We start from the raw sequence: 13,524 nt of genomic DNA, 5'->3' as shown, positions 1-13,524 counted from the left end.
GCGGTGCTGATCCGGCTGCTGTTCATGGGCGGCATCATCGGCCGGCTGTTCCGGGAATTCGCGGTGACGCTGGCGATGGCGATCGGGGTGTCGATGCTGGTGTCGCTGACGCTGACGCCGATGCTGGCGTCGCGTTTCCTGCGGCCGGCGACCGACGTCCAGCACGGCCGGCTGTATCGCTGGATCGAGGGCGGCTTCGAGGCGATGCTGCGCGCCTACGAGCGCGGGCTCGATCTGGTGCTGCGCTGGCGGCTGACGACGCTGATGGTGTTCTTCGCGACCGTCGGGCTCTCGGTGTATCTGTTCGTCGCGATCCCGAAAGGGTTCTTCCCGCAGCAGGACGTCGGTCTGATCACAGCCGCGTCGGAGGCCGCCCAGGACATCTCGTTCAGCGCGATGAAGCAGCGCCAGGAAGAACTCGGCGAGATCGTGATGGCCGATCCCGACGTGTTCAGCATCGCGATGTTCATCGGCGGCAGCGGCAGCGCGCTCAACACCGGGCGGATGTACATTACGCTGAAGCCGCGCGACGAGCGCGCGGCGAGCGCCCAGGAGATCATCGCGCGGCTGCGGCCGAAGCTGGAGAAGGTCGAGGGTGCACGGCTGTTCATGCAGGCCGCGCAGGACGTGCGGCTCGGCGGCCGGCCGACCCGCACCCAGTTCGAATACACGCTGCAGGACGCCAATCTCGCCGAGCTCAACGAGTGGGCGCCGAAGGTGCTGGCCAAGATGCAGGGCCTGCCGCAGCTCCGCGACGTCGCCACCGACCAGCAGACCGATGGCACCACGCTGACGCTGACGATCGACCGCGACACCGCCGCCCGGTTCGGCATCAAGCCGCAACTGATCGACGACACGCTGTACGACGCGTTCGGCCAGCGCCAGGTGACGCAGTACTTCACCCAGGTGAACACCTACCGGATCATCCTGGAGGTACTGCCGGAGCTGCAGGGCCGGCTCGACACGCTGAATCAGATCTACGTCAAATCGCCGACCACCGGCGATCAGGTGCCGCTATCGACCTTTGCGAAATGGACCACGGTGCCGGTGCGGCCGCTGTCGATCAGCCATCAGGGCCAGTTCCCCGCCACCACGATCAGCTTCAACCTGGCGCAAGGCGTGGCGCTCGGCGAGGCCACCGCGGCGGTGCAGGCGGCGATGGCCGAGATCGGCGCGCCGCCGACGCTGATCGGCAGCTTCCAGGGCACCGCGCAGGCGTTCCAGCAGTCGCTGTCGACCGTGCCGCTGTTGATCATCGCGGCGCTGGTGGTGGTCTATCTGATCCTCGGCATCCTGTACGAGAGCTACATCCACCCGCTGACGATCCTCTCGACCCTGCCCTCGGCCGGCGTCGGCGCGCTGGCGATGCTGATGCTGTTCGGCTTCGACTTCAGCCTGATCGCGCTGATCGGCATCATCCTGTTGATCGGCATCGTCAAGAAGAACGGCATCATGATGGTCGACTTCGCCATCACCGCCGAGCGCGACGAGCATCTCGATCCCGAGCAGGCGATCCGCAAGGCGGCGCTCTTACGCTTCCGCCCGATTATGATGACCACCATGGCGGCGATGCTCGGCGGCGTGCCGTTGATGCTCGGCACCGGCACCGGCTCGGAGATCCGCCAGCCGCTCGGTTACGCCATGGTCGGCGGCCTTTTGGTCAGCCAGGCGCTGACGCTGTTCACCACCCCGGTGGTCTACCTCTATCTCGACCGCCTCTCCAACGCCCTGACCAACTGGGGCCGGGCCCACATCCCGGTCGACGAGGACGAAAACAGCGGGGTCAAACAGGCGGCGGAGTGAAGCGGAGCGCGAGGCAGCGAGGCTGACCCCGCTGCTGCAGGCGCTTACGTCGTGCCCGCGAGGAATGGATTTTCAACGCGCAGCGTGCCGAAGGTCCGGCCGTGCTGCAGGTCTTCGCTGTACAGCACATCGCACCCGGCCTCTTTGGCGGCCGCGACGATCAGCGCGTCGTAGAAGGACAGCTTGCACGTCTCAGCGAGCACGCGAGCGGCAACGTGCAGATCGTGCGTCAGAGGCAGTGGCGGCCCTGACACAGCCAGAGCGTCGTCGATAGCCTCGGCGATCTCCCTCCACCCCCGGCCGAGCTTGCGCTGCACCACGACGGTGAACTCGTTCAACACTTGAACGCTGAGCCTGCCACCGCCGCCCAAGACGGCCCGTGCACGGTCCGCTTTCGCGCCCGTTTCCTGAGCATAGACTAGAATGTTAGTATCGAAGAAAGCCGTCACCGCTCATTGGCCTCGTCACGATCGAAGCGATAGCCCTCGGGCAACTTCCACTTGCGCTCGGCCATGCGCTCCAGCGCGGCTTTCCTCCTGTCTTCCTTCTCGACCACGAGCGTTCGCTCGACGACGTCGACCACGTTGAGCTCGTCGCCCTCTTGCAGATCGAGTTTGTCCACCAGCGCAGTGGGCAGCCTGACGGCGAGGCTATTGCCCCATCTGGAGACCTTCATCGCACCCTCCATGCTCCTGTCCGAATGTATATCATATGCAGGATACCAAAAACTTCAACCGGAGCGTGCATTTCCCACGTTCAGCCGATCGGCGCCGCCGCGAGTTCGGGGCCAATCTCCCCATCTGTCGCGAGCAACCCTCTTGCAGCGCGGAGCCGACGCAGCTAGAAGACCCGCACACCCGAGGCGCGTCGCGAACCACCCCCGCCGCGCCCGGCGCCGTGTCGAGTGCGCCCTGTGCTGCACTCTAATGCCTGATCCGTCAGCGCATTCTCGGTGGGGAATGGTGTAACGGTAGCACAACAGACTCTGACTCTGTTTGTCTTGGTTCGAATCCAGGTTCCCCAGCCAATTTCGGCCTTAGCCGATTGAGAATCCAACGTTTCGACGTATCGTTCAGCAGTCGCTGACAAGCCGCGCCGCGCAGAAGCACCAGCCGGGTGAGCGTTGATGACCGATACCAAACCAGACATTTCGCTGCTCAAGCGCGCGCTCGATCGCCTGATCGAGGGAGTGGCACGTTATCAGGCGGACATCTCCGATACTCAAATTCGCGACGGCTTGGTGCAGCGCTTCGAGTTCACCTATGAGATCGCGCACAAGATGCTGAAGCGCTATCTGGAATTCGCTGCGCCGAATCCTGCGCTGATCGACGGCATGAGCTTTCAGGAGTTGATCCGTACCGCGAGTGAACAGGGTCTATTGCTCGGAGAGTGGGCCGACTGGCGCGGCTTTCGCGAGATGCGCGGCAAGACCAGCCATACCTACAACGAGGACGTGGCGCTGGAAGTGGTCGGCGGCATTCCGCGCTTCATCGAGGAAGCCTGCGTGCTTTACGACCGTCTCGCCGAGCGGCTGACATGACGCCGCCGATGCCGAAGCTCGATCTGCGCCCCGAACACCGGGCGATGGTTCACGACATCCTAGCAACACAGATCCCGGACCGGGACGTCGTCGTGTTCGGGTCGCGAGCCCGCGGAAACGCCAAACCGCATTCCGATCTCGATCTCGCGGTGCTCGGCGACGACCCGCTCGGACTCCACAAGATGGCGGAGCTGAAGGAAGCGTTCGAGGAGTCCGACCTTCCATTCAAGGTGGATGTCGTCGAATGGGCGCGGACCGATGCGCGATTTCGCGAGGTGATCCGGCGCGACGCGGTGCGGGTGCAGGATGGCTGCGCGGCCGCTCCCTGAGCTTGCGCCGCCTCACCCCTCCCCCACCGCCTTCGCCTGCACCAGCGCGTCGATCTCCTCGGCGCGGTAGCCGGCCTCGCTCAGCACCTCGCGGGAGTGCTCGCCGAGGCGCGGGGTCGGGCGGTGCAGATTCGGCGGGGCTTCGGAAAAACGCGTCGCTGGGCGGGCCTGACGGAGCTTGCCTTCGGTCGGATGATCGATCGCGGCGAACAGGCCGACGGCCTTGAGGTGCTCCTGCTCGCCGATCTCGCTGATCTTGGCAAATGCCGTGTGCGGCACGTCGAGGCGCAGCAGCAATTCCTCCCACTCCGCGGTGGTGCGGGCCGGCGCGATCTCGGCCATCGCCGCGTAGATCCGGTCGATGTTCTCCGCCCGCGCCACCGGGTCGCGCACCTGCAGCTCCTCGATCAGTTCGGGGCGGCCGACCGCCGCGAAGAACGCGCACCAGTTGTCGCCGGAATACGGCAGCATCGTCATCCAGCCGTCCTTGGTGCGCACCGGCTTGCGCTCCTTCATCCGCTTGTAGCCGGCGGGGCCGATCGGCGGATCGAACGCGTAGCCGCCGAGCATCTCGATGCTGTTGAAGCCGGCGATGGTCTCCAGCATCGGCACTTCGACGAGCTGGCCCTTGCCGGTGCGCTCGCGGCTGAACAGCGCCGCCGACACTGCGCCGGCGAGCGCCTGGCCGCAGATCTTGTCGCCGATCAGGCTGGGCACGAATTGCGGCTCGTCGTCCGAGCCGATCGAGGACGCGAGGCCGGAGGCGGCCTGGATGATCTCGTCGAACGCCGGCCGCGCCGCCCACGGCCCGTCCTGGCCGAAGCCGGTCGCCGCCGCATAGATCAGCCGCGGATTGAGCGCCGCGCAGGCGTCATAGCCGAAGCCGAGCCGCGCCATCGCGGCGGGGCGGACGTTGGTGAGCAGCACGTCGGCGGTCGGGATCAGTCGCTGCAGCACCGCCTTGCCATCGGGATGCTTCAGGTCCAGCGCCAGGCTGCGCTTGTTGCGGTTCACCGCCATGAACTGGCCGCTCATGCCGCGGTTCCGGAACAGCCCGGCATAGCGCCACATGTCGCCGTCGAGGGGTTCGATCTTGACGACGTCGGCGCCCCAGTCGCCGAGGATCTGCGCCGCATAGGGGCCGAACAGCACGCTGGTGAGATCGAGAATGCGGATGCCGGCGAGCGGCCCGGTCGGTGCGGTCATGGAACAGCCGTTGTGATTGCACGCACCATACACATCCCGGCTACGGCAAGATGTGCCGTGGCTTGCGGATGCGCATGCAAATTTCGAAAGGCTCTCCCCACGCCGAAACGCCCGTACGGATGTCGCCGTCAGCCCGGCCTGCCGAAGAACAGGTTTGGGAAGTACAGCGCGATGTCGGGGATCGCGATGATGATCAGCACGCCGAGCATCGTCACCAGCACGTACGGGATCACCGACCAGTAGATGTCGCTCATGGTGACGTCGGGCGGCGCCACCGCCTTCAGGTAGAACAGGTTGAAGCCGAACGGCGGCGTCATGTAGCCGATCTCCATCATGATGATGAAGATCACCCCGAACCAGATCGGATCCCAGCCATAGAGCTGCACCACCGGCAGGAACACCGGCAGCGTGATCAGCATGATGCCAACCGGGTCGAGCACCATGCCGAGCAGCAGCAGCACCGCCAGCATGAACGCCAGCGCGCCCCATTGCCCGCCGGGGATCAGCGACATCATGTGGTTCATCAGCTCGTTGGCGCCGAGCGTGGTGTAGGCGGTCGAGAACGCATGCGCGGCGAACAGGATCCACATCACCAGCGCGGTGAGGCGCAGCGTCTGCACCGCGGCGTCGTGCAGCACCGAGAACGACAATTTGCGATGCACCGCCGAGGCGATCAGCGCCCCGAACACGCCGAGCGCCGCGGCCTCGGTCGGCGTCGCGAAGCCGCCGAAGATCGCGCCGAGCACCAGGAACACGATGAACAGCGGCAGGAACACCGCGCCGAGCGAGCGCAGCTTCAGCCCCCAATCGCCGCGCTCTTCCACCGGCAGCGCCGGTGCTATCGCGGGATTCAGCCAGGCGCGCACGAAGATGTAGACCGACACCAGTACGAACAGCAGGATGCCGGGGCCGATGCCCGAGGCGAACAGCCGCCCCACCGAGACTTCGGTCAAGAGCGCGTACAGCACCATCAGGATCGACGGCGGGATCAGGATGCCCCAGCCGCCGCCGGCATTGATCGCGCCGACCGCGAGCCGCTTGTCGTAGCCGCGCTCCAGCATACGCGGCAGCGCGATCGTCCCCATCGTCACCACCGCGGCGCCGCTGATGCCGCTCATCGCCGCGAAGATCGCGCAGATCGCCACGGTGCCGATCGCAAGCCCGCCGCGGACCGCACCGAACCAGACGTGCATCATCCGGTAGAGATCTTGCGCGACGCCGGATTTCTCCAGCAGCATCGCCATGTAGACGTACATCGGGATGGCGATGAGCGTGAAGCTCGTCATCGAATCCCAGAATTTCGACGCCACCAGATAGAACCCGACCGGCCCCATGGTGAAATACAGGAAGACCACCGAAATGCCGCCGAGCGTGAACACCAGCGGCGTGCCGATGAACAGGAACACCAGCAGCGAACCGAAGAACAGAAGAGTAAGAACTTCCACTGACACGATGGCGGGTCCGATCAATGAGAGGGGCCGTCGACAGCCTGCTTGCCGAACGTGTCGGGATCGTTCGGAAGCCCCATCACGGTGCGGACGTCCGAAACGATCCGCACCAGCCCCTGCAACAGCAGCAGCACGCCGGCGACCGGAATCGCCAGCTTCACCGGCCACACCGGCGGATTCCAAATGCTCGACGAGGTCTCGAACTTCGCCGCGGATTCCCACGCCATGTCGGTGCCCTGCCAGATCAGCACCGCCATGAACAGGAAGAACAGCAACGAGGTGGCGAGATCGACCTTGGCCTTCTGCGCCGGGCTGAATCTGCCGTAGATGATGTCGACATTGACGTGCGCGCGCTCGGCCAACAGATAGCCGCCGCCGATCACCGCATAGACGCCGAACACGAGCTGAGCGAGCTCGGCTGTCCAGATCGCGGCGCTGCCGACGACGTAGCGCATGATCACGTCGGCCATCAGCAACACGAAGATCGGTGCGATCAGCCACGCGGCGACCATCGCAACCCAGTAGTTCAGCCGCGTAATGGCTCTTGCGACGTTCAGCATTCGGTGCGCCGTCGGTTGGGGCAGGACGATACGGTGACCGCCATCACCGCCGTTCGATCCGGTCCAGGAGAAACGCCGGAAAGCGCCGCCCGGCCGAACCGGACGGCGCGATCGCCTCAGACATAGCCGAGGTCGGTCATCAGCTTGGTCAGCGCCTCCGTGCCCTTCTGGGCGACGTCGCCCTTGGCGGCTTCCTTCTTCAGGATCTGACTGGACGCATCGGCGAACTTCTTCAGCACGTCATCCGGAAACCGCACGACCTCGACATCCATCTTGGTCTTGCCGGTGGTGAGCGCCACCGCTTCCTGATTCAGATACTCGACCGACCTGCGGAAATAGCGCTCTTCGACCAGCGACACGAACTGCAGCCTGAGATCGGGCGGCAGCTTGTCGAGCGCCGCGATGTTGACGATGTAGCAGTCGTTGGCGAAGCCGAGTGCCGGCTTCATGTGGAACTTGGCCACTTCCCAGAACTTCATCGACAACGCGCCGATCGCGGCGCCCCAATGCGCGCCGTCGACGACGCCGGTCGAGATCGCCTGATAGATCTCCGGGCCGGCGATCTGCTGCGGCGAGGAACCGGCGGCCGCCAGATATTCGAGCATCGTGCCGGCCGAGCGGATCTTCAGAGAACCGAGATCGGCCGCCGACGTCACTTTCCTCTTCAGCACCACTTCGGTCGGATAGGCCTTCTCGGCCATCATCATCACGCCCTTGGGGCGCAGCTCCTCGTTGACCATCTTCTCGATGCCGAGGTTCTTGGTGAGATGCATCATCTCCCAGGATTCGCGCAGCGTTCCCGGCACGCCGTAGAACAGCCCCATCGCCTGGGCTTCGCCGAGGATATAGGCCGGCGAGATCGTGCCCATCGGGACGACACCGCGCCGAACCACGTTGTAGATCTCGCGGTCCTTGGCGATTTCGCCCGCGCCGTAGGTCTCCAGCTTGAAACGGCCGCCGGTGCGCTCCTCGAGTTCCTTCGCCAGCACGCCGAGACTGTCGTTGAACGAGCCCGACGCTTTCGGCCAGTGCGCCTGCACCTTCCAGGTCACGGTCTGCTGAGCGTGTGCGGTGCCGATCAATGCGGGCGCTGCGGCAGCGGCCGCCGCTCCCTTGAGCATGGCCCGTCGATTCAACTTGTTAGTTGATCCCGACATGCGTCGTCCCTCCCTTGGCTGATTGTTGTTGTGTTTTTTGCGATCAGATCACGGGCCGCGTTCGGCCGTCAATCGCCGGGCCTTTGCGAGAGCCGCGACTGTGCGGTGCGGCGTGATCGCGGCGCCGCCGAAATATCTCGCGTAGTGGGATACTGATCGCGCGACGATCGCCGATCCTCGGCAAACGCGATGTTTTCGCTCCCGCGCTGATCGGCCAGGTCGCACAAAGTCGGCGCCGGTCGCGACAATACGTAGCAGCGGCGATGCGAGCCGAGACGTATTTCGAAGGAAGCGACGGGCGCTCGGCGCGGACCGAGCAAAACTGACCGCTCTCAGGCGCCCCGCGCCTGCAGCCCGGCGCCGACACGCGGGCGAACATACACGTCGTAGCGCACGGTCTTGCCGGCGATCTGATGCGAAGGTTTTCGCGGCGCCGGCGGCGCGGCGGCGCGCAGCGGCCATTTCAGCACGACGCGGCCGCAATCGGCCGACAGCGCCGCGGCCAGAAGATCGCCGACATCCGGATCGGCGCCGACGAGGTCGCGCAGCAGCCGCATCTCCTGCTTGACCAGCGCGGTCTTGGTGCGCGGCGGGTGCATTGGGTCGATGGTGACGACGTCGGCCTGCATCGTCGGCAGCAGCGCGCGGGCATCGCCGTGCAGCAGCGTCATCCGGCCGACGATCGCGGCGAGCTCGTCACTCTCGGCGCGCGCGGCCTGGAGCGCGTCTGAGAGCAGCGCGTGGACCTCCGGCACCCGCTCGATCAGCGTCACCGTCGCGCCCATCGAGGCGAGCAGGAAGGCATCGCGGCCGAGACCGGCGGTGGCGTCGATGACATGCAGGGACCGCGTCGGCGAGACGCCGGTGGCCTTCAGCAGCGCGTGGCTGCGTCCGGCCTGGGAGCGAAGCCGATAGCCGACCGCGCCGCCGACGAAATCGACGGCAGGCGCGGTCCGGTCCGGTTCGGCCATCGCGCCTATTGCAGGCTGAGCGCGACGAAGCGCAGCTCGCCGGAGGCGTTGGCGACCAGCAGCAGCACCGACTTCTTGCCGTCCTTCTTGAGCTGGTCGACGCGCTTCTTGATGTCGGCGGCACTGCCGACCGATTCCTGTGCCACCTCGACGATAACGTCTCCGGCGGACAGCCGCTTCTCGGCGGCGTCGGAACCGTCGTCGACGCCGGTCACCAGCACGCCCTTGACGCTGTCCTTGATCTTGTAGCGGCCGCGCAGATCCTTCGACAGCGCGGCGAGATCGAGGCCGAGCACCTTCTGGGTCACCGGCTTCTCGGCCTCGGGCTGCGACTTCGCCGAGGCCGGCTGCGGCTTGGCATCGTCGTCCAGCCGGCCGAGCGTGACCTGCCGGGTTTCCTCCTTGCCCTTGCGGATCACCACGACGTCCACGGTCTTTCCGACCGCGGTGTCGGCAACGATGCGCGACAGGTCCTTCGGCTCCTTGATGTCCTTGCCGTCGAACTTCACCACCACGTCGCCGGGCTCGATGCCGGCCGGCTTGGCCGGCCCCTTGTCGTCGATGCCGGCGACCAGCGCGCCGCGTGCCGGCTTGATGCTCAGGCTCTCGGCGATTTCGTCGGTGACCTGCTGGATGCGGACGCCGAGCCAGCCGCGGCGCAACTCGCCGAACTGGCGGAGCTGATCGACCACCGGCACCACGGTCTTGGACGGCACCGCGAAGCCGATGCCGATCGAGCCGCCCGACGGCGAGATGATCAGCGTGTTGACGCCGACGACCTCACCCGCGAGGTTGAACAGCGGCCCGCCGGAATTGCCGCGATTGATCGCCGCATCGGTCTGAATGTAGCTGTCGTAAGGGCCGGAATTGATGTCGCGGTTACGCGCCGAGACGATGCCGGCGGTCACCGTGCCGCCGAGCGAGAACGGGTTGCCGATCGCGACCACCCATTCGCCGAGCCGCAGCTTGTCGCTGTCGCCGAACTTCACCGCGGTCAGCGTCTTGCCGGCCGGCGGCTTGAACTTCAGCACCGCAAGATCGGTCTTCTTGTCGACGCCGACCAGCTCCGCCCTGATCTTGGTGCCGTCGTTGAGGATCACGTTGATCTCGTCGGAATCGGCGATGACGTGATTGTTGGTAACCGCGACGCCGGCCGCATCGATGATGAAGCCGGAGCCGAGCGAGTTGGTCTTGCGCGGCCCGCCGCCCTTGTCGCCGCGGCGGTTCTTGAAGAAGTCCTCGAAGAACTCCTCGAACGGCGAGCCCGGCGGCAATTGCGGCGTCGCGCCCTTGCTCTCGCCGGAGCCCTTGGCCTCCACGGTCTGCGTGGTGGAGATGTTGACCACCGCGTCGATCACCTTCTCGGCGACGTCGGCGATCCCTTCGGGGCCGCGGGCGGAGGCCGGCGCCGGGCCGGCGAACACAGCGACGCCGAGGCACAGTGCGGCGAGCAGCGGCCTGATCCGCAAGGGCCTGATCCGGGAACTAGAGGCGATCGCAGCGGGCATGGTCCAATCTTCTCCTGGCGTGCGCGAAACGGCGGCGCAGTCGCGTGAAACACTGCGCCCGATCCAGGGACCGGCGCAAGCATCGGTGGTGAACGAAGCTACCCTATCCGTTGCGCCGATTGCGGCGAAAACGGCCCCGAACGCGAGGTCCCGGTTGAAAACGTCGTGACAACACCCCGGCACCGCCTGCCTCGGGAAGAACTGCACGGGTCCAGCCTTACGCGCTGCAATCAGCCACGCGCCGGACAAAGCGCTGAGCAAGCACGCCACTGCAAAGATCGGGACCGCACATCAGAGTGCCGGCAAACCGGAAGAACCCCATCGCGGGAGGCGCGGACGTGGTCTGGCTCTCGGGATGAGGACGTCCCGGTGGGAAACCAGGTCCGCTTCGATCAATCGATGCAGCGCCTAGTGCCGCACCGCCCAGATCAGAATCAGACCGGCGACGGCGGAGCCGATGCCGACCGCGCGCAGGATATTGTCGGGGGTTTCCAGCGCGCTCTTCATCGCCCGCCGCATCCAGTTCGGACTGGCCGCAAAAATCAGCCCCTCAAGCACGAACAGCAGTCCGACGCCGATGAGGAGGTCGGCGAACGCAAAAGACTTCATGCGACAGCATCCTCCCCGGCCGGCATCCGGCCCTGCAGTTTCGTTGCACGGGCCGGTTTCATGTCCCGGCGCCGTTTGATCGGCCCGTTCTAGAGCAATTCCGGTCCTGATAGAATGAGAACCGACGTTCTCATTCTCTGTTCTGACGGGTTTTCTTCAGCGCCGCTGAACCCCTCTCCGTCGCGGCCGAGGCGGGCCTCAATGCAAAACGGGCCGCATCGGCGGCCCGTTCGCAATCATGTTCTCGCCTCAGCGCGGCAGGGCGGGAGCCGCCGGCACCGCAGGCGCGCCCGCTGCGGACGACGCCGCACCGTTTGCGGACGCCCGGCCTTCCGGGCCGCCGAAGAAGCGGAAGAAGTCCGAATCCGGCCGCAACAGGAACCGGGTATCGTTGCTCTTCAGCGACTGCTCATAGGCGGTCATCGACCGATAGAACGCGAAGAAGTCGGGATCCTTCGAATAGGCGGTCGCGAACAGCCGGTTGCGCTCGGCGTCGCCGGAGCCCCGGATCTCTTCGGCCTGAGAGTTCGCCTCGGCGATGATCACGGTGACGTCGCGATCGGCCTTGGAGCGGATCTCCTGCGCCTTCTGACCGCCCTGGGCGCGGAACTCGGCGGCTTCACGCTGACGCTCGGTCTGCATCCGCTGATACACCGCCTGGCTGTTCTGGTCGGGCAGATCGGCGCGGCGAATCCGGACGTCGACCACCGAGATGCCGTAGTTCTCGGCCTCGCGGTCGAGCTGAGCCCTGATCCGGCCCATCAGCACCTCGCGCTCGTCGCGCACCACCTGGATGAAGGTGACCTCGCCGAGCACGCGGCGCAGCGCCGCGTTGAGCAGCGTGGTGAGCTGCAGATTGGCCGCCGGCACCGAACCGACCGACTGATAGAACCGCAGCGCGTTCTTGATCCGGTAGCGGGCGAAGGCATCGACCACCAGCCGCTTCTGGTCGGCGGCGATGACTTCCTGCGACGGGTTCTCCAGATCCAGGATCCGCTTGTCGATGCTGATCACCGAATCGATGAACGGCGCCTTGAAGTGCAGACCGGGGTCGGTGACGACGCGGACCGGCTCGCCGAGTCGGACCAGCAGCACCTGCTCGGTCTGGCGCACGGTGAACAGCGACGACCACACCACCACGATCGCGACCAGCGACACGATCAGGGCGACAATACCTGCGACGCCGGCCTTCATCGGGTGCCTCCCACCTGCGGCTGCTGCTGCGGCGTTGCAGAACGGCGCGGGCTGAGTTCGTTTAGCGGCAGATACGGGATCACGCCCTGGCCGCCGCCGACGCCTGCGCCGGGATCGTAGACCAGCTTTTCGGCCGGTCCGAGCACGCGCTCCATGGTTTCAAGATAGATGCGCTGACGAGTCACGTCGGGAGCCTTCCGGTATTCTTCATAGACGTCGAGGAAGCGCGCGCTCTGGCCTCGGGCCTCGGCGATCGCCTGTTGCTTGTAGCCTTCGGCGTTCTGGGTGATCTGCGCCGCGCGGCCCTTGGCGTCGGGGATGACGCGATTGGCGTAGGTCTGCGCTTCGTTCTGCAACCGCTCGAGGTCGGCGCGCGCCGCCTGGACGTCGCGGAACGCATCGATCACCTGCTGCGGCGGATCGACCTTCTGCAACTGCACCTGCTGCACCAGGACGCCGGCGCCGTAGCTGTCGAGCGTCTTCTGCATCAGTTCCTGCACCGCGCCTTCGATCGTGGTTCGGGCACCGGTGAGGATCGGCTGAATGTCGGAGCGGCCGATCACTTCGCGCATCGCACTTTCGGCAACGGCCTTCACGGTGCCCTGCGGGTTCTGGATGTTGAACAGGAAGTCGCCGACGCCGTCCGGCTTGATCCGCCACAGCACGGTGAAATCGACGTCGACGATGTTCTCGTCGCCGGTCAGCATCAGACTCTCTTCCGGCACGTCCTGCATGGTCGCACCGCGACGCGAGGTCTCGCCGGAGACGATCATGCCGATGCTGATCGTGTTGACGCGCAGCGCCTTCGGCAGCAGCACGGTCTCGATCGGATATGGCAGGTGATAGTTGAGGCCGGGCTGCACGGTGCGAACGTGCTTGCCGAACCGCAGCACCACGCCGAGTTCTTCGGATTGCACCCGGAAGAAGCCGGACAGTCCCCAGATCGCCAGCGCGCCGAGCACCACCACGATGATGCCGAGGCTGCTGAAATGACCGCCGGGAAGAATTTGTTGAAGCCGATCCTGACCGCGTCGCAGCAGGTCTTCGAGATCAGGCGGCCGCGGTCCCGACGATTGTGGTCCCGAGCCCCACGGGCCCTTGGGGCCAGAACCCCACGGGCCTCCGCCTTGATTCTTCCACGGCATTCAAGCATCTCCTTCGCGGCCGGACGGCTGCATGCTGCCCGGCTTTATAGGGGA

14 protein-coding genes and 1 tRNA gene are annotated in these 13,524 nt (G+C 65.8%); 4 read left to right on the top strand and 11 right to left on the bottom strand.

Going from position 1 to position 13,524, the window contains the following annotated elements:
* The coding region (locus tag DU475_RS11945) for an efflux RND transporter permease subunit (RefSeq protein WP_205524346.1) at positions 1-1,803 on the top strand (1,803 nt) is incomplete at its 5' end.
* A gap of 44 nt (positions 1,804-1,847) precedes the next feature.
* Here DU475_RS11945 and DU475_RS11940 read toward each other — a convergent pair.
* On the bottom strand, positions 1,848-2,252 hold the full coding sequence (locus DU475_RS11940) for a PIN domain-containing protein (RefSeq protein ID WP_013501648.1): 405 nt from the start codon (positions 2,250-2,252) through the stop codon (positions 1,848-1,850).
* The gene (locus DU475_RS11935; protein WP_013501647.1) at positions 2,249-2,479 is read right to left on the bottom strand and encodes an AbrB/MazE/SpoVT family DNA-binding domain-containing protein; all 231 of its coding nucleotides are present in this window, start codon (positions 2,477-2,479) and stop codon (positions 2,249-2,251) included. Before DU475_RS11935 ends, DU475_RS11940 begins: the two co-directional genes overlap by 4 nt.
* A 277-nt stretch (positions 2,480-2,756) precedes the next feature.
* Here DU475_RS11935 and DU475_RS11930 point away from each other — a divergent pair.
* The 3 genes from DU475_RS11930 (at position 2,757) to DU475_RS11920 (ending at position 3,672) form a co-directional block, all read left to right on the top strand.
* Positions 2,757-2,830 (top strand) — tRNA-Gln (locus tag DU475_RS11930).
* Between the two features lie 99 nt (positions 2,831-2,929).
* On the top strand, positions 2,930-3,343 hold the full coding sequence (locus DU475_RS11925; protein ID WP_013501635.1) for a nucleotidyltransferase substrate binding protein: 414 nt from the start codon (positions 2,930-2,932) through the stop codon (positions 3,341-3,343).
* Positions 3,340-3,672, top strand: a complete 333-nt coding sequence (locus tag DU475_RS11920; RefSeq protein WP_142883087.1) for a nucleotidyltransferase family protein — start codon at positions 3,340-3,342, stop codon at positions 3,670-3,672. Before DU475_RS11925 ends, DU475_RS11920 begins: the two co-directional genes overlap by 4 nt.
* Before the next feature lie 12 nt (positions 3,673-3,684).
* On the opposite strand, the gene DU475_RS11915 is transcribed toward DU475_RS11920, so the two are convergent.
* From DU475_RS11915 to hflK, 9 genes are all read right to left on the bottom strand, one after another.
* Positions 3,685-4,878, bottom strand: a complete 1,194-nt coding sequence (locus tag DU475_RS11915) for a CaiB/BaiF CoA transferase family protein (RefSeq protein WP_164632282.1) — start codon at positions 4,876-4,878, stop codon at positions 3,685-3,687.
* A gap of 128 nt (positions 4,879-5,006) precedes the next feature.
* Complete coding sequence (locus DU475_RS11910; RefSeq protein WP_164632281.1) at positions 5,007-6,329, bottom strand: TRAP transporter large permease; 1,323 nt, start codon at positions 6,327-6,329, stop codon at positions 5,007-5,009.
* Between the two features lie 14 nt (positions 6,330-6,343).
* Positions 6,344-6,886 carry a TRAP transporter small permease subunit gene (locus tag DU475_RS11905; protein WP_013501631.1) on the bottom strand — a complete coding sequence of 181 codons (543 nt, stop codon included), beginning with the start codon at positions 6,884-6,886 and terminating at the stop codon, positions 6,344-6,346.
* A gap of 116 nt (positions 6,887-7,002) precedes the next feature.
* Positions 7,003-8,007 (bottom strand): TRAP transporter substrate-binding protein DctP, encoded by a 1,005-nt coding sequence (dctP, locus tag DU475_RS11900; protein ID WP_234713427.1) that lies wholly within the window; start codon positions 8,005-8,007, stop codon positions 7,003-7,005.
* Between the two features lie 368 nt (positions 8,008-8,375).
* Positions 8,376-9,014 (bottom strand): class I SAM-dependent methyltransferase, encoded by a 639-nt coding sequence (locus DU475_RS11895; RefSeq protein WP_164632280.1) that lies wholly within the window; start codon positions 9,012-9,014, stop codon positions 8,376-8,378.
* Between the two features lie 5 nt (positions 9,015-9,019).
* Positions 9,020-10,522, bottom strand: coding sequence for a Do family serine endopeptidase (locus tag DU475_RS11890; protein ID WP_013501628.1), 1,503 nt, complete (start codon positions 10,520-10,522; stop codon positions 9,020-9,022).
* A gap of 408 nt (positions 10,523-10,930) precedes the next feature.
* The gene (locus DU475_RS11885) at positions 10,931-11,131 is read right to left on the bottom strand and encodes a DUF2065 domain-containing protein (protein ID WP_013501627.1); all 201 of its coding nucleotides are present in this window, start codon (positions 11,129-11,131) and stop codon (positions 10,931-10,933) included.
* A 249-nt stretch (positions 11,132-11,380) separates the two neighbouring features.
* Positions 11,381-12,325, bottom strand: a complete 945-nt coding sequence (gene hflC, locus DU475_RS11880) for a protease modulator HflC (protein WP_164632279.1) — start codon at positions 12,323-12,325, stop codon at positions 11,381-11,383.
* Entirely contained in the window at positions 12,322-13,470 is a 1,149-nt protein-coding gene (gene hflK, locus DU475_RS11875; protein ID WP_164632278.1) for an FtsH protease activity modulator HflK, read from the bottom strand. The genes hflC and hflK overlap by 4 nt, the downstream gene beginning before the upstream one ends.
* Positions 13,471-13,524: the final 54 nt, after the last annotated feature.

Source organism: Rhodopseudomonas sp. WA056 (assembly GCF_010906995.1).
GTDB lineage: Bacteria > Pseudomonadota > Alphaproteobacteria > Rhizobiales > Xanthobacteraceae > Rhodopseudomonas > Rhodopseudomonas palustris_G.
This window is presented reverse-complemented; position numbering and strand designations above follow the sequence as displayed.

Excerpts from the sequence above, each read along its gene's own strand:
- DU475_RS11920 (WP_142883087.1), top strand. The coding sequence starts at position 3,340 with ATGACGCCGCCGATGCCGAAGCTCGATCTGCGCCCCGAACACCGGGCG.
- DU475_RS11890 (WP_013501628.1), bottom strand. The coding sequence starts at position 10,522 with ATGCCCGCTGCGATCGCCTCTAGTTCCCGGATCAGGCCCTTGCGGATC.
- DU475_RS11935 (WP_013501647.1), bottom strand. The coding sequence starts at position 2,479 with ATGAAGGTCTCCAGATGGGGCAATAGCCTCGCCGTCAGGCTGCCCACT.
- DU475_RS11885 (WP_013501627.1), bottom strand. The coding sequence starts at position 11,131 with ATGAAGTCTTTTGCGTTCGCCGACCTCCTCATCGGCGTCGGACTGCTG.
- DU475_RS11915 (WP_164632282.1), bottom strand. The coding sequence starts at position 4,878 with ATGACCGCACCGACCGGGCCGCTCGCCGGCATCCGCATTCTCGATCTC.
- dctP (WP_234713427.1), bottom strand. The coding sequence starts at position 8,007 with ATGCTCAAGGGAGCGGCGGCCGCTGCCGCAGCGCCCGCATTGATCGGC.
- hflC (WP_164632279.1), bottom strand. The coding sequence starts at position 12,325 with ATGAAGGCCGGCGTCGCAGGTATTGTCGCCCTGATCGTGTCGCTGGTC.
- DU475_RS11905 (WP_013501631.1), bottom strand. The coding sequence starts at position 6,886 with ATGCTGAACGTCGCAAGAGCCATTACGCGGCTGAACTACTGGGTTGCG.
- hflK (WP_164632278.1), bottom strand. The coding sequence starts at position 13,470 with ATGCCGTGGAAGAATCAAGGCGGAGGCCCGTGGGGTTCTGGCCCCAAG.
- DU475_RS11895 (WP_164632280.1), bottom strand. The coding sequence starts at position 9,014 with ATGGCCGAACCGGACCGGACCGCGCCTGCCGTCGATTTCGTCGGCGGC.
- DU475_RS11925 (WP_013501635.1), top strand. The coding sequence starts at position 2,930 with ATGACCGATACCAAACCAGACATTTCGCTGCTCAAGCGCGCGCTCGAT.